19 protein-coding genes and 1 pseudogene are annotated in these 17618 nt (G+C 25.2%); 8 read left to right on the top strand and 12 right to left on the bottom strand.

The window, feature by feature from the left end; all coding sequences use genetic code 4:
• Positions 1–476: 476 nt before the first annotated feature.
• Positions 477–1715: an IS256 family transposase gene (locus AACL02_RS09415; RefSeq protein WP_339043709.1), complete on the top strand. Its 1239-nt coding sequence runs from the start codon at positions 477–479 to the stop codon at positions 1713–1715.
• A gap of 52 nt (positions 1716–1767) precedes the next feature.
• Here the strand turns inward: AACL02_RS09415 and phoU are convergent, their stop codons facing one another.
• The 6 genes from phoU to AACL02_RS09445 all read right to left on the bottom strand — a co-directional run bounded on the left by phoU (position 1768) and on the right by AACL02_RS09445 (position 8419).
• A complete protein-coding gene (gene phoU, locus AACL02_RS09420; protein WP_174480791.1) occupies positions 1768–2445 on the bottom strand; it encodes a phosphate signaling complex protein PhoU in 678 nt (225 codons plus the stop codon).
• A 90-nt stretch (positions 2446–2535) separates the two neighbouring features.
• Positions 2536–3774 carry an IS256 family transposase gene (locus AACL02_RS09425; protein ID WP_339043710.1) on the bottom strand — a complete coding sequence of 413 codons (1239 nt, stop codon included), beginning with the start codon at positions 3772–3774 and terminating at the stop codon, positions 2536–2538.
• An 82-nt stretch (positions 3775–3856) separates the two neighbouring features.
• On the bottom strand, positions 3857–4801 hold the full coding sequence (gene pstB, locus AACL02_RS09430; protein ID WP_339041122.1) for a phosphate ABC transporter ATP-binding protein PstB: 945 nt from the start codon (positions 4799–4801) through the stop codon (positions 3857–3859).
• On the bottom strand, positions 4726–6747 hold the full coding sequence (gene pstA, locus AACL02_RS09435; RefSeq protein WP_339041125.1) for a phosphate ABC transporter permease PstA: 2022 nt from the start codon (positions 6745–6747) through the stop codon (positions 4726–4728). Before pstA ends, pstB begins: the two co-directional genes overlap by 76 nt.
• A gap of 14 nt (positions 6748–6761) precedes the next feature.
• Positions 6762–7634, bottom strand: a complete 873-nt coding sequence (locus AACL02_RS09440) for a PstS family phosphate ABC transporter substrate-binding protein (protein WP_339041127.1) — start codon at positions 7632–7634, stop codon at positions 6762–6764.
• A gap of 458 nt (positions 7635–8092) precedes the next feature.
• Positions 8093–8419, bottom strand: coding sequence for a hypothetical protein (locus AACL02_RS09445; protein WP_339041129.1), 327 nt, complete (start codon positions 8417–8419; stop codon positions 8093–8095).
• Positions 8420–8630: 211 nt separating this feature from the next.
• On the opposite strand from AACL02_RS09445, the pseudogene AACL02_RS09450 reads away from it, so the two are divergent.
• Positions 8631–9751 (top strand): annotated as a pseudogene (locus AACL02_RS09450) (IS3 family transposase).
• 2 nt (positions 9752–9753) lie between these two features.
• Here AACL02_RS09450 and AACL02_RS09455 read toward each other — a convergent pair.
• Together AACL02_RS09455 and AACL02_RS09460 are read right to left on the bottom strand one after the other, a co-directional pair.
• Positions 9754–10050, bottom strand: coding sequence for a hypothetical protein (locus tag AACL02_RS09455; RefSeq protein WP_339041131.1), 297 nt, complete (start codon positions 10048–10050; stop codon positions 9754–9756).
• A gap of 168 nt (positions 10051–10218) precedes the next feature.
• A complete protein-coding gene (locus tag AACL02_RS09460; RefSeq protein WP_339041133.1) occupies positions 10219–11013 on the bottom strand; it encodes an IS3 family transposase in 795 nt (264 codons plus the stop codon).
• A 66-nt stretch (positions 11014–11079) separates the two neighbouring features.
• Here AACL02_RS09460 and AACL02_RS09465 point away from each other — a divergent pair, with 66 nt between their 5' ends.
• Positions 11080–12030: an IS30 family transposase gene (locus AACL02_RS09465; RefSeq protein WP_339040235.1), complete on the top strand. Its 951-nt coding sequence runs from the start codon at positions 11080–11082 to the stop codon at positions 12028–12030.
• A gap of 232 nt (positions 12031–12262) precedes the next feature.
• On the opposite strand, the gene AACL02_RS09470 is transcribed toward AACL02_RS09465, so the two are convergent.
• A complete protein-coding gene (locus tag AACL02_RS09470; protein ID WP_339041135.1) occupies positions 12263–12421 on the bottom strand; it encodes a transposase in 159 nt (52 codons plus the stop codon).
• A gap of 426 nt (positions 12422–12847) precedes the next feature.
• Between AACL02_RS09470 and AACL02_RS09475 the strand changes: the two genes are divergently transcribed.
• Complete coding sequence (locus tag AACL02_RS09475; protein WP_338962913.1) at positions 12848–13510, top strand: FMN-dependent NADH-azoreductase; 663 nt, start codon at positions 12848–12850, stop codon at positions 13508–13510.
• On the opposite strand, the gene AACL02_RS09480 is transcribed toward AACL02_RS09475, so the two are convergent.
• A complete protein-coding gene (locus AACL02_RS09480; RefSeq protein ID WP_339041138.1) occupies positions 13485–13616 on the bottom strand; it encodes a hypothetical protein in 132 nt (43 codons plus the stop codon). The two genes, AACL02_RS09475 and AACL02_RS09480, sit on opposite strands and share 26 nt — an antisense overlap.
• Here AACL02_RS09480 and AACL02_RS09485 point away from each other — a divergent pair.
• From AACL02_RS09485 to AACL02_RS09495, 3 genes are all read left to right on the top strand, one after another.
• The gene (locus AACL02_RS09485) at positions 13562–13993 is read left to right on the top strand and encodes a hypothetical protein (RefSeq protein ID WP_339041140.1); all 432 of its coding nucleotides are present in this window, start codon (positions 13562–13564) and stop codon (positions 13991–13993) included. The genes AACL02_RS09480 and AACL02_RS09485 overlap by 55 nt on opposite strands.
• Positions 13944–14216: a transposase gene (locus tag AACL02_RS09490; RefSeq protein ID WP_339041142.1), complete on the top strand. Its 273-nt coding sequence runs from the start codon at positions 13944–13946 to the stop codon at positions 14214–14216. Before AACL02_RS09485 ends, AACL02_RS09490 begins: the two co-directional genes overlap by 50 nt.
• 172 nt (positions 14217–14388) lie before the next feature.
• The gene (locus tag AACL02_RS09495; protein ID WP_339041144.1) at positions 14389–14925 is read left to right on the top strand and encodes a BspA family leucine-rich repeat surface protein; all 537 of its coding nucleotides are present in this window, start codon (positions 14389–14391) and stop codon (positions 14923–14925) included.
• A 70-nt stretch (positions 14926–14995) separates the two neighbouring features.
• Here AACL02_RS09495 and AACL02_RS09500 read toward each other — a convergent pair whose 3' ends face one another.
• On the bottom strand, positions 14996–16261 hold the full coding sequence (locus AACL02_RS09500; RefSeq protein WP_339041146.1) for a rod shape-determining protein: 1266 nt from the start codon (positions 16259–16261) through the stop codon (positions 14996–14998).
• A gap of 260 nt (positions 16262–16521) precedes the next feature.
• Positions 16522–17343: an IS1595 family transposase gene (locus AACL02_RS09505; protein WP_339041148.1), complete on the bottom strand. Its 822-nt coding sequence runs from the start codon at positions 17341–17343 to the stop codon at positions 16522–16524.
• Between AACL02_RS09505 and AACL02_RS09510 the strand changes: the two genes are divergently transcribed.
• A complete protein-coding gene (locus AACL02_RS09510) occupies positions 17289–17423 on the top strand; it encodes a hypothetical protein (protein WP_339041151.1) in 135 nt (44 codons plus the stop codon). The two genes, AACL02_RS09505 and AACL02_RS09510, sit on opposite strands and share 55 nt — an antisense overlap.
• Positions 17424–17618: the final 195 nt, after the last annotated feature.

Below are 17618 nucleotides of genomic sequence, written 5' to 3' on the forward strand. Positions count from 1 at the left end.
TACATTTATTATATGAATATGTTTAGTAATTTGAATAGTATTTTTAATTTGAGGTATAAGTTTATGTAATAGTAATAATGCATTAGGCATCATATTATTATTTTTAACATTAAATTTAATTGGTTTAATAATAGGAATTTCTTTATTATATAATAAAAATAAGCAAAATGTAGATAACAAAAAAAATATTAATAGTAATATTACAATAGAAGAACTAAGTTAAATATTCCTTTTTAGAAATTTTAATATTAAATTAAAAAATCATACCTTAATTTAATACAATTAAAAATAAAATAATAATAAATATTATCATATTAAAGTATGACTTAAAAATATTTAAATGAAACTTGCAAAAAAGTAATTATTTTAACACTGATTGATAGAAAATGTTTAGTAATCTGTGTAACTTACAAAAATAACTATGTTTAATTAATTCTAGTAAATATAATTAAATGACTAGAAAGAGTGAGTTACAGATGGCTAAAAAAGATAACTTTAATAATAATGATCCAATATCAAAAGCAGTAGATTTATTACTAGAAAATACTGAAGATTTAACAACATTTTTTAAACCTGGCGGTTTATATAAAGAATTAACAAAAAGATTAGTTGAAAAAATGTTGAATTCTGAAATGCAAAATTATTTAGGATATGAAAAAAATCAACATACTACTACTGAAAATGCTCGTAATGGTACAAGTTCAAAAAAATTAATAACTCAACAAGGTAAAATTGAAATTGATGTACCAAGAGATCGCAATAGTAATTTTACTCCTGTAATAGTTCCTAAAAGGCAAAGAAGATTTGATGGTTTTGATCAACAAGTTCTTTCCTTGTATGCAAAAGGAATGACATTATCTGACATTAGAATGCAGTTGCAAGAGTTATATCATGGTGCTGATATTAGTGAAAGTGTTATTAGTCAAATTACTGATGATGTTATTGATGATGTTAAAGCATGACAAAATCGACCATTAGAAAGTATTTATCCTATTGTTTATTTTGATTGTATAGTAGTTAAAGTACGACAAGATAAACGGATTATTAACAAATCAGTTTATATAGCATTAGGAGTTGATTTAGAAGGCAAAAAAGATGTTTTAGGATTATGAATTAGTGAAAATGAAGGTTCTAAGTTTTGATTATCTAATTTCACAGAAATGAAAAATCGTGGCTTAAATGATATTCTTATTGCTTGTAGTGATAATTTAACAGGCATGTCAGAAGCAATACGATCAGTTTATCCTAAAACAGAACATCAATTATGCATTGTTCATCAAATTAGAAATAGTTTAAAATATGTTTCATACAAACATCGAAAAGGTCTAGTTGCAGATTTAAAACCAATTTATAGTGCATGTAGTGAAGAACAAGCAATGCAAGCTTTAGAATCGTTTGAAAGTAAATTAAATAAACAATATCCTCAAATTACTAAATCTTGATATAAAAATTGAGATAATTTAATGGTTTTTATTAGTTATCCAGTAGAAATAAAAAGAGTGATTTATACTACAAATGCTATTGAATCTGTTAATAGTCAATTACGAAAAATCATCAGAAATAAAAAAGTTTTTCCTAATGATATGGCAGTTTTTAAAATATTTTACTTGGCAATTGAAAATATAACAAAAAAATGAACATTGCCTATTCAAAATTGAAATACAGCAATTGCTCATTTTATGATAAAATTTGAAGAAAGAATTAATCTAAATTAGTAACTTTGTAAAACAAAGATACACAGATTATTAAAAAGCCTCGATTGATAAATTATTCAGATATTTTTGTTGAAGATAAATCATAAAATTTACCTTTAATAATATATACTATTGTTTCACAAATGTTAACTAAGTGATCACCTAGTCTTTCAATATATTTCAACTGTTGCATTGTTGATGTATATTGAGAGAGTTGATCATTATTTTTGTTTACTTTTAACATATTGACAATGTTTTTCATTGATTCACGAAAACGATTATCAATATCAATATCATATTCTGCTGCTTGATAAGCTTTATTAATATCATTTTCATTTATAGATTCACCAATTAAATCCATCATTTTAAATACTTTTTTCATTAATCCTGATAATTGAGATGTTAATTTAATTTCTGGTTTATATTTGACATTAAATTTGGATAAATTTTTAGCATAATTTGAAATACGTTCTAAATCACGAATAATATTCATATAGCCAATAATAGTACGTAAGTCAGTAGCAAAAGGATTTTGTTGAGCAATACTTCAAATTGCAGTAATTGTTAAACTTTCAGCGACTGTTCTAATTTCTTTATCGGTTTCAACAATTCTTTTTGACATGTCAAAATCTTGGGTTTCCATTGCTATTAAAGCGTCTTTATGTTCTTTTTTTACTTCTTTTAATAAAGTTAATAAGTTTTGTTTTAAATTTATGATATCTAAATCAAATCTACGGTTAATTATTTTCATTTTTTACTCCTTTCTCTATAATTAATTATATATATTTTTAACCAAATCGAGGCTTTTTAATAATCTGTGTATCTTTTTTTTACAAAGTTACTAATTTAGATTAATTCTGTCTTCAAATTTTATCATAAAATGAGCAATTGCTGTATTTCAATTTTGAATAGGCAATGTTCATTTTTTTGTTATATTTTCAATTGCCAAGTAAAATATTTTGAAAACTGCCATATCATTAGGAAAAACTTTTTTATTTCTGATGATTTTTCGTAATTGACTATTAACAGATTCAATAGCATTTGTAGTATAAATCACTCTTTTGATTTCTACTGGATAACTAATAAAAACCATTAAATTATCTCAATTTTTATATCAAGATTTAGTAATTTGAGGATATTGTTTATTTCATTTACTTTCAAACGATTCTAAAGCTTGCATTGCTTGTTCTTCACTACATGCACTATAAATTGGTTTTAAATCTGCAACTAGACCTTTTCGATGTTTGTATGAAACATATTTTAAACTATTTCTAATTTGATGAACAATGCATAATTGATGTTCTGTTTTAGGATAAACTGATTGTATTGCTTCTGACATGCCTGTTAAATTATCACTACAAGCAATAAGAATATCATTTAAGCCACGATTTTTCATTTCTGTGAAATTAGATAATCAAAACTTACAACCTTCATTTTCACTAATTCATAATCCTAAAACATCTTTTTTGCCTTCTAAATCAACTCCTAATGCTATATAAACTGATTTGTTAATAATCCGTTTATCTTGTCGTACTTTAAATACTATACAATCAAAATAAACAATAGGATAAATACTTTCTAATGGTCGATTTTGTCATGCTTTAACATCATCAATAACATCATCAGTAATTTGACTAATAACACTTTCACTAATATCAGCACCATGATATAACTCTTGCAACTGCATTCTAATGTCAGATAATGTCATTCCTTTTGCATACAAGGAAAGAACTTGTTGATCAAAACCATCAAATCTTCTTTGCCTTTTAGGAACTATTACAGGAGTAAAATTACTATTGCGATCTCTTGGTACATCAATTTCAATTTTACCTTGTTGAGTTATTAATTTTTTTGAACTTGTACCATTACGAGCATTTTCAGTAGTACTATGTTGATTTTTTTCATATCCTAAATAATTTTGCATTTCAGAATTCAACATTTTTTCAACTAATCTTTTTGTTAATTCTTTATATAAACCGCCAGGTTTAAAAACTGTTGTTAAATCTTCAGTATTTTCTAGTAATAAATCTACTGCTTTTGATATTGGATCATTATTATTAAAGTTATCTTTTTTAGCCATCTGTAACTCACTCTTTCTAGTCATTTAATTATATTTACTAGAATTAATTAAACATAGTTATTTTTGTAAGTTACACAGATTACTAAACATTTCCACCAAATCTGCCGGTAATATAATCTTCTGTTCTTTTATCTTTTGGTCGTGAAAATATTTTTTTAGTATTATTATATTCAATGACTTCTCCATTTAAGAAAAAGGCAGTTTTATCAGAAATTCGTGCTGCTTGTTGCATTGAATGTGTAACAACAATAATTGTAAAGTCTGATTTTAAATCATTCATTAAGTCTTCAATTTTAGATGCGGCAATCGGATCTAGAGCTGAAGTTGGTTCATCCATTAATAGTACTTCTGGTTTTAGGGCAATAGCACGAGCAATACATAAACGTTGTTGTTGTCCACCTGATAATGATAATGCTGAATCGAATAAGTGTTGAGCAACTTCATCTCATAAAGCCGCTTTTTTTAAAGCATCTTCGACAATTTGATTTAGAATCTTTTTATTTTTAATGCCTTGATTTTTTGGGCCATATGCCACATTTTCATAAATTGACATTGGAAAGGGATTAGGTTTTTGAAATACCATTCCAACTTTAGTTCGTAATGAAATAATATTTTTTTTATTTTCATAAATATCTTCATTATTAAATAATATTTGTCCATTAATTTTAACACCATCAATTAAATCATTCATTCTATTTAAAGTTCGTAGTAATGTTGATTTGCCACAACCACTTGGTCCAATAAAAGCGGTTACTTGATTACGACTTATTTCTAAATTTATATTAAATAAAGCCTGTTTTTTGCCATGATTATAGAAGAAATTTAAATTTTTAATAGTAAAAACATAATTACTTTTTGGAATATTTTCTATATTTGATAAATTATTTGATTTGTTATTTGGTTTTTTCTTAAATTTATCTTTCACTTTTAAAAAGTAAGGTTTAATTACATTTACTTTTCTTTTTTTATTGCTATTCGTTGATTCTTTCTTGCTTTCATTTTTTCTTTTAATAATTCAATTGAGCATTTTGTTTTCACCCCGATTCCTGTTGTTAAACTTTTTTCAAAATGTTTTGCTATAAAGTTTAAAATAAATATTAGTATAACTGTTATTAGTGCTGTTTGGTACATCATTCCTAATTTATTAGGGTCATTTGATTCTTTATTAACTAATAAAATATGGGTTGTTAAAGTTTGTCCTGAACTTAAGAAACCTTTATTGGGAAAAGCAACAGTGCTTCCTAATGTTAGATAAACTGGTGCTGATTCACCAATAATTCTACCCATTGATAAAATCATACTAGTAATAATGCCACCAATGGCAGCTGGAATAACTACTTTTCTTATTGTTTCAAATTTACTAGCACCTAGTGCTAATGATGCTTCGCGATATTCAATAGGTACTGATTTTAATGTATCTTCTACTGCTCTAATAATAAGTGGTAAAATAACAATTGTTAATGTTAAACTAGCAGCAATTGCTGAGAAACTTATTTGTAAGAAAGTAATAAAAAAAGTAAATCCAAACATACCAAAGATAATTGATGGCGTAGAAGCTAATGTATTTAGCACAAAACGTAATATTGAAGCAAATCAACCATTTTTGGCATATTCGTGAAGATAAATTGCACCAATAATACCTAATGGCATAGCAATAGTAATTGTTGTTAATACCAATAAACATGTCATTGTGATAATTGATAAGTAACCTTCATCACCAGTTGTTGAAATTAAAGCTGCAAAATTAAAATTGAAAATGCTACTACCAGCATTACCACTAATGTTGAAGATACCATTAATAATAATATCACCAATAATTCAAATAATTAATCCCATAGTAATAAAACAAGCTAGCCCCATAAAGAATAATCGAAAATAGTCTTTAAAGTGTTTTCAGCCTTGATTTTTAATAGTTTTTTCACTAATAGTTAACATTAGTTGATTATCAGATAGATTTATTTTTTTTAAATTATAATTTCGTGGTTTTTTATGACCTTTTGCTTTTTTATCACTACGTTTATAAATTATTAAAACAATAAAGTTAATTATTGAAACTATAATAAATAAAAATAAACCAATTCTATATAATGCTGATATTTGTTGAGAACTAACTGCTTCTCCAATTTCTAGTCCAATTACTCCCGCTAAAGTAGAAATTGAACTAAATAAAAATGCAAGTGGACCATGTGCAAAATTTGGGGTTAGAGTACTATTACCAGCAATCATAACAACGGCCATTGTTTCACCGATGACTCTTCCAAATCCAAAAATTATTGCACCAATGATTTTTGTTTTTGCTGCTTTAAAAATGACTTTAAAACTAGTGTCAGTCCTGCTAATACCTAGTGCTAATGATGCATATAGATAAGATTTTGGTACTCGAGTAATAGCATTAACAGATAATGAAATAATTGTTGGTAATGCCATCATTGATAAAATAAAACTTGCTGTCATCATATTTTCTTTGGTTGGTGCTCCCATTTTTACAAAAATAGGGCCAATGGTTATTAAACCAAAAGCACCAAAAACAACTGAAGGAATACCAGATAATAATTCTACTAAAGTTAATGTTGTTTTTTTTAATTTTGGTGGTAAAAATTCACATATAAATAATGATGTTAGTAAACTTAAAGGAACAGCAAGTATCATTGAAAATAGTGCAACTCAAAAAGTGGCAATGATAAAGGCAATAATACCAAAACTATTAGCACTAGGTAATCATTTACTATTTCCTAACATTTTAAATCAATTTAGAAAACTCATATTACTAAATGTTTCACCTATAATAAAACCAATTAATAATGAAGCGGCAATTAGTGCTAATGAAGATATAGACAATACACAAATTTTAGCAATCAGATCATAAGTATTTTTTTTTTGTTCACTAATAAAAACATTTTTTTGATCATGATTTTCATTAAAATGATTAAAAGTTATTTTATGTCAAAACTTTTTAAAAGATTTGGATTTCATTTATTAATACTCCTTTATGGAAAATTGTTTAATCACTGATTTAAATCATAATTTAATTTGTCAGTTAATGCTACTGCTGATTGTGCGTACTGAGTTTCTGAAAAAGCAGGAACTACGTATTCGTTATGACCTGGATAGTCAGGAATAAACAAGAATTTTAGAAATTTAACTAAAGTATTAATTTGTTTAAAATTTTTATTTATTAAACCTGTAAATGGTCGTGATAACTGATAAGTACCATTTTTAATGGTGTCTAAACTTGGAGCAATATTTTCTCAATTAGCAATATGAATATTAGTGAATTGTTTATTCGAATCTAATTGTTTTTTATCTGAATATGAACTATAGCCAACACCACCACTAGACATATTAAACATTTGTGTACTTGAATTAACAGTTATTGCTTGTGGATAATATGCTTTTGAATCACCCAGAACTTTTTCATTAAAAACATCTCGTGTTCCTGAACCATTTTCTCTAGTATAAGCTAAAATTTTGAGGTCACAAGTTGGTTTGATTCAACCTTGATTTGGTTCTGAAGTATTTTGTGGAAATAAATCTCTTCAGAAAATAGGTGATTTCGATAAATACATTTTTTTTACTTTATCTTGTGTAAAATTTAGAGGTTTATTATTACCTAATCAATCTTGTGGCAAATTATAAACTAAAATCATGCCATCTTTTGATAAAACAAAAGAAATTAAATTATTATTAGGAGTTGTATATTCTTTCGAAAGTCAGCCAATACCAAACATATTTTTATTAACTGGAATTACTGCTGCATCTGAACCTAAACTGTTATAAGTAAAGTCTGCTTCTTTATGATTATCGGGATAGTCTTCCATTAATGTATGCATTAAAGGTGCTACTGAAGTTGAACCCCCCATAATAAAATAGGGTTTATGACTAACTAAAGTTACAATAAAAATACTAATCATTGTGATTAATCAAAATAATGACAAAATTCTTTTTTTTAGCATATAAATCCACCCAACTGAGAGTTTTCTTTATCATACACGTATTATAACAATATAATTGATAAAAACTAGAAAAATTATTTCATTTTTATAAAAAATGTAGGTTCTAGACTATATTATTAATATTTTTAATTTAATATAAAAAATGGGAGCATACCGATGTTGTCAATAATATTCAAATTTGTCTTAAAATTATAAAGTTAGACGAGAATAATTTTGACTTCAATATGCAATTGTATGTTAATCTTAACACTTGAAAAATATTAGTCAACAATAATACTTACTTTTATAACACAAAAATTCTTATTAAAGTAAACTTTAATAAGTTTTATTTTATTTTTCATTTATTTTAAAATTTTAATTTTAATTTATAATAACTGGATGGCTGTATTTATTTGATAGCATTTAAAATTAACCATTTTTGTATACATATCAATATTATAAGTTCTATCACCAATCATATGCTTTAAAATTTGTTTAATATTAGTTTCAGTAAAGCAACCAATATTTTCAACTAATGCTTGGTTTAATACACCATCTTTTGCATTAATAAAATAACTAACTTTTAATTTTTTATATTGTAAGGTTAATGATTGTAAAAAATTAATTAATTCATAATATTGACCTTTTTCAAATAAATTTATTGCATTTTGATAGTGTAATTTAGCAATTTGATTTTTTCTTCTTCCAGCCATTATACCAAGAAATAAAACATGAAAAGCATGGAATTTATCTAAAATAAATTTAGCATTTAAAATTGTAGCAGTTTTTCTAATTCATTTTGCACTATCTCCGCAAACTACTAAATTTGCTTGTTCAAAATTTTCAAAAAATAAATTATGGATGGGTTACACTTTATTGGACACTAATTACGTAGACAAGTGAACAAAGAAAGGAACTATAATTATGGCCAATATTAACTCATATACCGATGAATTTAAAAAACAAATAGTAGCTTTATATCAAAGTGGCAAATCAGTATCTTGCCTTGCTAAAGAATATAATGTTACAAGAGCAGCTACTTACAATTGAATTAAGCAATTTACTAATTCAGGTAGTTTTTAAACTAAAGATAATCGTTCTGTTGAAGAAAATGAATTAATTAAATTAAGAAAAGAATTAAAACAATTAAGAATGGAAAATGATATTTTAAAGCAAGCAGCACTAATAATAGGCAGAAAATAGAAATTATTGTCAAAAATAAAGTTAAATATAAAATTCGCACAATGTGTCATTTTTTAAAAATCTCTAAATCAACATATTATTTTAATTTAAAGAAAAAAGAAAATAAAATCAAAAATAATATTTATGATGAAGCTGTTATTAGTGCTTTTAAAGAAAATAAAGAAGTTTATGGTACTAGAAGATTAAAAGTCATTCTAGAAAACCAAGAAATTTATTTATCAAGACGAAAAATTAAAGAAATTATGAATAAACATAATTTAATATCAAAATACACTAAATTATCATACAAAAATCATAATAACAAAGTTAACGATAGTCCAATAAACAATCTTGTTGATAGAAACTTTAATAATAGAGTTAAAAATGAAGTTATTGTTAGTGATTTAACTTATGTTCAAGTAAATGGTAAGTGAAACTATATTTGTTTATTAATTGACCTATTTAACCGCGAAATAATTGGACATAGTGTAGGTACTAAAAAAGATGCATCATTAGTATATCAAGCATTTATGCACTCAAATCGCTGTTTAAAAGATATTCAAATATTTCATAGTGATCGCGGTAATGAATTTAATAATAAAATTATTGATAAACTTTTACTAGCATTCAATATTAATCGCTCTTTAAGCAAAAAAGGTTGTCCTTATGATAACGCTGTTGCTGAAGCAACCTTTAAAACTTTCAAAACCGAATTTATTAATGATAAAAATTTTACATCATTAATCCAATTAAAATTAGAATTATTTGATTACATCAATTGATATAACAACATAAGAATTCACAGCACTTTAAACTACTTAACTCCAGTTAATTATCAAAAACAAATGTCTACCAAAAAATAGTCCTAAAAAAGGTTGCCATTCCAATTGTGTTTTTCATTAAACTTAAATTTTCGATGTCCATCATCAATATTTATATATAAAGTTTGATTTTTTTCTAATACTATTTTAGAAATATTAACTTTTGGTAATTCAAATTTTTGATATGTTCTACAAACTGTACTATTACTTATTAAACCTTCAATAAAAGTATCACAAACATCACGATACTTTTTATCATCAGCAAAATATTTTAAAATTTGTTTAATAACGTTTGGTGCAAGTTTACTATATTTTTTAACACCAAGATAGTTATCTATCAATGAAACAAATTCCTTTTTTTGTGTTTTTGGGTTATAATGTATACAAATACGTCGTTTATAATTTAATAAACCTTTTTTTTTAATTTTCTTTTTCTAAATCTATATGATTTATATTCAGATTTATCACATGTACTTCATAAATAATTGGAATGGCAACCCTTTTTAGGACTATTTTTTGGTAGACATTTGTTTTTGATAATTAACTGGAGTTAAGTAGTTTAAAGTGCCGTGAATTCTTATGTTGTTATATCAATTGATGTAATCAAATAATTCGAATTTTAATTGGATTAATGATGTAAAATTTTTATCATTAATAAATTCGGTTTTGAAAGTTTTAAAGGTTGCTTCAGCAACAGCGTTATCATAAGGACAACCTTTTTTGCTTAAAGAGCGATTAATATTGAATGCTAGTAAAAGTTTATCAATAATTTTATTATTAAATTCATTACCGCGATCACTATGAAATATTTGAATATCTTTTAAACAGCGATTTGAGTGCATAAATGCTTGATATACTAATGATGCATCTTTTTTAGTACCTACACTATGTCCAATTATTTCGCGGTTAAATAGGTCAATTAATAAACAAATATAGTTTCACTTACCATTTACTTGAACATAAGTTAAATCACTAACAATAACTTCATTTTTAACTCTATTATTAAAGTTTCTATTAACAAGATTGGTTATTTGACTATCATTGACTTTATTATGATAATTTTTGAATGATAATTTAGTGTATTTTGATATTAAATTATGTTTATTCATAATTTCTTTAATTTTTCGTCTTGATAAATAAATTTCTTGGTTTTCTAGAATGACTTTTAATCTTCTAGTACCATAAACTTCTTTATTTTTTTTAAAAGCACTAATAACAGCTTGTTCATAAATATTATTTTGAATTTTATTTTTTTTCTTTAAATGCTGAATTATACTTGTAAGTGCAAGTAAATAAAATTGCAAAAAAATTCTCATATAAAAATTTCATAATGCTAAATTTATTTTATAAAAAAAGTAAGGAGTTTTTATATGAGTTATAAACATCTTGGCGTAGATGAAAGAATTTATATTGAGAATCAATTGAAATTTAAAGTTAAAATTAGTGAAATAGCTAAAAATCTTAATCGAAATATTAGTACTATTATTCGAGAAATTAATAGAAATCAAGATAATAGTAATTATTTTTCATTGATTGCACAAAATAAAGCTGAAAATAGAAAACAATCACATATTTTTTTTCATAAGTTTAAAAATAAAGATTTAGTAAAATATGTGCAACAAAAACTATTATTAGGCTGATCACCTGAACAAATTTATGGCAGAATTAAAAATTTTCATAAACAATGAGTTATTAGTTTTAAAACAATTTACAATTGAATTTATTCTGGATTGCTTGATCAAGTTACTAGTAAAAATTTAAGAAGAAAAGGCAAAAAACGCAAATCTCAAGAAAATCGTGGCAAATTCAATAGCAAATCAATTAAAGAAAGAGATCTTAATATTAATGATCGTATAACACTTGGTCATTGAGAAGGAGATACTATAGTATCATCACGAGGCAAAAGTAAAAAATGTTTAATAACTTTAGTTGAAAGAGTATCACGATTTACTTTAGCAATATTAGTTAAAAACAGAACTACTAAAGTTATTAACAAAAATATTAGCCATTATTTATCAATTCTTCCTAAAAATATTGTTAAAACCATTACTTTTGATCGTGGTAAAGAATTTTCAAATTGACAACAACTTGAAAAAAATTTAGATGTGAAAATTTATTTTGCAAATCCATATTCACCTTGACAAAGAGGTACTAATGAAAATACTAATGGTTTAATTAGAGAAAAATTTCCTAAAAAATTTAATTTTTCAAAAACTTGTAAAAATGAAGTTCATAAATTTATATTGTCTTTAAACCAAAGACCAAGAAAAATACTAAATTATCTTTCACCGATAGAATATTTGGATAGAAAAATAATTTAGTTGCACTTACCTTTACAATTTAGCAAATTAAAATAATATGTTGATTTAGAGAGTTTTAAAAAATGACACATTGTGCGAATTTTATATTTAGATTTATTATTTGCAATAATCTCTACTTTCTGCCTATTATTAGTGCTGCTTGCTTTAAAATATCATTTTCCATTCTTAATTGTTTTAATTCTTTTCTTAATTTAATTAATTCATTTTCTTCAACAGAACGATTATCTTTAGTTTAAAAACTACCTGAATTAGTAAATTGCTTAATTCAATTGTAAGTAGCTGCTCTTGTAACATTATATTCTTTAGCAAGGCAAGATACTGATTTGCCACTTTGATATAAAGCTACTATTTGTTTTTTAAATTCATCGGTATATGAGTTAATATTGGCCATAATTATAGTTCCTTTCTTTGTTCACTTGTCTATGTAATTAGTGTCCAATAAAGTGTAACCCATCCAAATTTTTGTTTTCTTTCATTCATATTTTTACCTCTTTCCATTTTTTTGATAGTCTGATCTCAAATTTCTTAATAATTATAATTTGTGTACAAGTACTAAAATCTCTATAATAACTAACTTATATCTATTTTTTAGATTTAATATCTATTTAATTTAAAATTTTTCTATAAACTTTTTTAAAAGTTTTACACACTTTAATAATAACACTTTATAGAAATTGATAAAATTATAATAAATATTTCATTTTTTTATAAAACTATATTTTTATTTATTATTTTTTAATATTTTTTAAAAAATAATAAATAAAAACTGATAAAATCAAATTACAAAGTTATTTTAGATATTTCGGAGGCAAAAATAATGGCAAATAAAGTATTAGTAATTCGTTCTTCTATGATTAAAAAAGAACTATCTTATTCTGAAAGTTTAGTATCTCGTTTTGTTAAATATTATCGTGAATTTCATCCAGAAGATTCAATAATTGAATTAGATTTAAATCAAATACCAATGGCAAGTATTACTATTACGCAAAAAAACTTTACTTCATATTTTAATGAAAAAGATTCTGATTATTATATTAATCAACTAAAAAATGTTAATAAAGTTATATATACAACACCAATGACAAATTTTAATGTTACTAGCATGACAAAAAATTATTTAGATCACATCTTAGTTGCTGGTAAAACTTTTGATTATAAATATACCAAACAAGGTGAAGCTAGAGGATTATTACCACATTTAAAAGTTCAAATTTTGGCGACACAAGGAGCACCATATGGCTGATATTTATGAGGTAATCATGCAACTTATTTAAAAGGAACATGAGAATTTGTAGGTGCTAAAGTAGTAGAACCAATTCTTATTTGTGGTACTAAGGTTCAAGAACTTCATCAAAATGACGCTAATTTACTTATTGGTTCTAAAATATTAGCAAAAGGTGGAGGTTTACCAGCATTAGGACCAGAAAAAACGATGGATAAATTTGAACAGTATATTAAAGAAGCAGCAAAAAAGTTTTAACTTTAAAAAATAAAAACGGACTTCTCCCCACATGTACTTGTGGAGGGAATAATGAAACTGAATGAATTCAACAATGCTTTTCAAACTGAACAGCAATGTCTTGCATATATAGCAAATTTGAAAGAAAACAAATGTATTAGGTGTTTTAATTTTAATTTGAATACTTCTGATTTAAAAAGAATGAGATGTTTAAAATGTAATCAAACATTTAGCATTCTCACAGGCACCATATTTTCAAGGTCACAAACATCTTTAACATCTTGGTTTTATCTTATCTTTAGATGAATAAACACCAAACATGGAATTCCATCAACAGATATTGCAAAAGAATTGGGAGTGACTTTGAAAACTGCTTGAAGAATGACTCATAAAATCAGAACACGTATTGCAAAACAAAAACCTCAATTTATTGTTGAAGGTACAGTGCAAATTGATGAAATGTCTTGTATATACTTATTCTTGAAAAGGATATTGCGATTTTAAATCAGTTTTCACTAAGCATGAAACAGTTAACCATCAAGATGGCTATGTTTCAAAAATTGGTGTAAATACCAACCAAATTGAATCAGTTTGAAAACATATAAGAAGAACATTTAAAACACATATCAAAGTTGCAAAACATCATGTTCATTTATATGCTAAAGAAGCTGCATATAAATTCAACAAGATACCTAGTTTTGAAACTGTAATTCTATGTTTGATTTAAAAATGTGGGGAGAAGTCCGTAGATAGGCTTTTCTCAGCATTTATGTGATAAAATTAAAATAGTACATAAAGGGAGAAAAGCCAATAAAAATTTTTAGTCAAAAAATATAATTTTTGTGAATTTACCTTCAAAAAGTAGTAAAGTAAAATTAACTTCATAGAAGGATGAAAAAATGAAAAAAATATTGACAGCATTAAGTGTTTTAACACTTGCATCGGTTGCAGGAAATTTAACTGTAACTGTTTTAAACACAAATTCACAAAAAAATGATGTTTTAAATAATAAAACTCAACAAGATACAATTTACATTGATAAAAATGGCAAACAAATAACAACTAATGAAAGAGATTTATCAAATATAAATAGTAAAGAAATTGTTCAAATTGGTTTTTATAAAAATGATCAGGGAGAAATTCAAGTTGTTAATATGCCAAGAACAATTGAAAAAGTACCTAATCAATTACCATCAGAAATTACATCTTTACAATTTATGTTTATATTTTGTGAAACATTTAATCAAGATTTATCATCTTGAGATACTTCAAATGTTACGAATATGAATTGAATGTTTTATGGTGCTATATCTTTTAATCAAAATATATCAAATTGAGATGTATCTAATGTTATGAAATACGAATGTTTTTCTTTTGAATCAGGAATTGATAACTCAAAAAAATTACCAAAGTTTAAAAAATTTTTAATAATTTAAAATACTAGTTAGTTTAAAAATAGTGCTAATTAGCACTATTTTTAAATTGATTTAAGATTTTTATAGTTTTTTATCCTAAATCTTCGTCCTTTATTAGAATTTCACGACTAGGATTTTGTTCAATTATTAATTGTTTGTAAATTGTATCACGATATTTTACACAACCATCAATAACATTATCTAAAGGATTTGGAGCAGTCCGCACTTCAAAAAGATCTCCTTCATATTTTTGACGCATTGGTTTTGTACATTTTTCAGTTTTAACTTCAATATAATATTCTTTAGCTAATTCTTCTTCAATAAATTTATCAACTTTTTTAATATAAGCTCCACCACCACAAATTGTGATTCCCTTACCTTTTTTCTTTAAATCACTAATACTTCCAGCAGCCTTGTCACCAGCAGTTCTTAGTACTCTACGAATGGTTGGAATAATATGTTCTTTGAATTGAACTTGCATAACATTTGCACGAATTTCTTCTGGTGTAATTTCAATAGTTTTAGAAATTGACATTGTTTCTCCTGGCTGAGAATTTAATCTAGGTAATGAAAAACCCGAAATTGTGTATGGTTTTTCATCTTGATATTTCATAAGTGAACCAATATTTTTAATAACATCTTCAGCTTCTTTTATTCCAACTTTTAAGGCATGTTTTTTTATAATATATTCTTGAACTTTTTGTATTAAATAGTCACCAGCACAATGTGTTGTATATGAATATAATATTGAATTATTACTAATAATAGCAACATCAGTACTGCCACCACCAATATCAATGCACATAATTGCACTTCCAAAAATATCTTGCCCTGAACCTAAGGCTGCCATTTTTACTTCTTCTTGTACAAATCCACGGAGTGCTCCTAAACGATATACAATATTTTCTAAAGCTTCTTTTTGTACTGAATTAATTTCACTTGGTGTTGCCATCAACACAATCAAGTTACGATTTTTATCTAATTTTTCATCTTTTTTTATAGAATTGTTTTTACTTTGTTTTAAATCTTTAATTTCAAGTCTAAAATCTTGAAAAATTTTAGTAAGAATACGTTGTAAAGCATCTGTATCAGCAATATTACCATCACGAACTGGACGTTTAATAATAACGTTTTCATTTGTTTTGTCAGTTAAAGCCTTAGCCTCTTCACCGTAAAGAATTCTATTTTTTTCATAGTCTTCAGCTAAATAGGTTGGAGCATCATATCTAAGACCTATATTAATATGTCTAGCTTTAAAGTTTTCTGTTCCGATATCTAAAGCTAATCATTGATAATCAGTTATTGATTTAAGTTTGTTATTTTTCTGATTTAAATTTTCTTTTCTTGTTTTAAACATTTCTCTAATTTTCCCTTTCTTTAAATACTTAAATTTTATCTAAATTAATTTTACATGATTTTATAAATAAGTTATTTATATTAATTTATAAGGAAATATGGGATTAATGTTGATAATTTTTATTTATTATATTTTGTTTAAAAAACAGCAAAAACTTTGAAGTATTTAATATATCTAAGGCTTTTCTCCCTTTATGTACTATTTTAATTTTATCGCATAAATGCTGAGAAAAGCCTATCTACGGACTTCTCCCCACATTTTTAAATCAAACATAGAATTACAGTTTCAAAACTAGGTATCTTGTTGAATTTATATGCAGCTTCTTTAGCATATAAATGAACATGATGTTTTGCAACTTTGATATGTGTTTTAAATGTTCTTCTTATATGTTTTCAAACTGATTCAATTTGGTTGGTATTTACACCAATTTTTGAAACATAGCCATCTTGATGGTTAACTGTTTCATGCTTAGTGAAAACTGATTTAAAATCGCAATATCCTTTTCAAGAATCAGTATATACAAGACATTTTGAAGAAATGTGGTTTTTTGCAAACTGCAAAAGATTTTTACTCTTTGCGTTTTTCAATACTTTCACAATTAAATTATTGGTTGTTTTTTGATAAATGCCAACAATCAAGGTTTTATTCACCAAGGATCTTCCTTGTTTTTTAAAACCCATATGTGAAAGATACATTTCATCAATTTGCACTGTACCTTCAACAATAAATTGAGGTTTTTGTTTTGCAATACGTGTTCTGATTTTATGAGTCATTCTTCAAGCAGTTTTCAAAGTCACTCCCAATTCTTTTGCAATATCTGTTGATGGAATTCCATGTTTGGTGTTTATTCATCTAAAGATAAGATAAAACCAAGATGTTAAAGATGTTTGTGACCTTGAAAATATGGTGCCTGTGAGAATGCTAAATGTTTGATTACATTTTAAACATCTCATTCTTTTTAAATCAGAATTATTCAAATTAAAACTAAAACACCTAATACATTTGTTTTCTTTCAAATTTGCTATATATGCAAGACATTGCTGTTCAGTTTGAAAAGCATTGTTGAATTCATTCAGTTTCATTATTCCCTCCACAAGTACATGTGGGGAGAAGTCCGATATCTAATTTTATAAATATTAAATTTAATTGAATAAATAGTTAAAAATATATTTTAATTATCTGAAAAAATCTCTGGTTTTTATTAAAAAAAGGAGATAAAATAATCATTGGAAAGGAAGGTAAAATTGAAAATAACTAATGATTTATTAAACAACTCACATATTATTTTTGAATATAATATGGCTTTTCTCCCTTTATGTACTATTTTAATTTTATCACATAAATGCTGAGAAAAGCC

The organism is Spiroplasma endosymbiont of Apeira syringaria (assembly GCF_964020205.1).
GTDB classification, from domain to species: domain Bacteria; phylum Bacillota_I; class Bacilli_A; order Mycoplasmatales; family VBWQ01; genus Spiroplasma_E; species Spiroplasma_E ixodetis_A.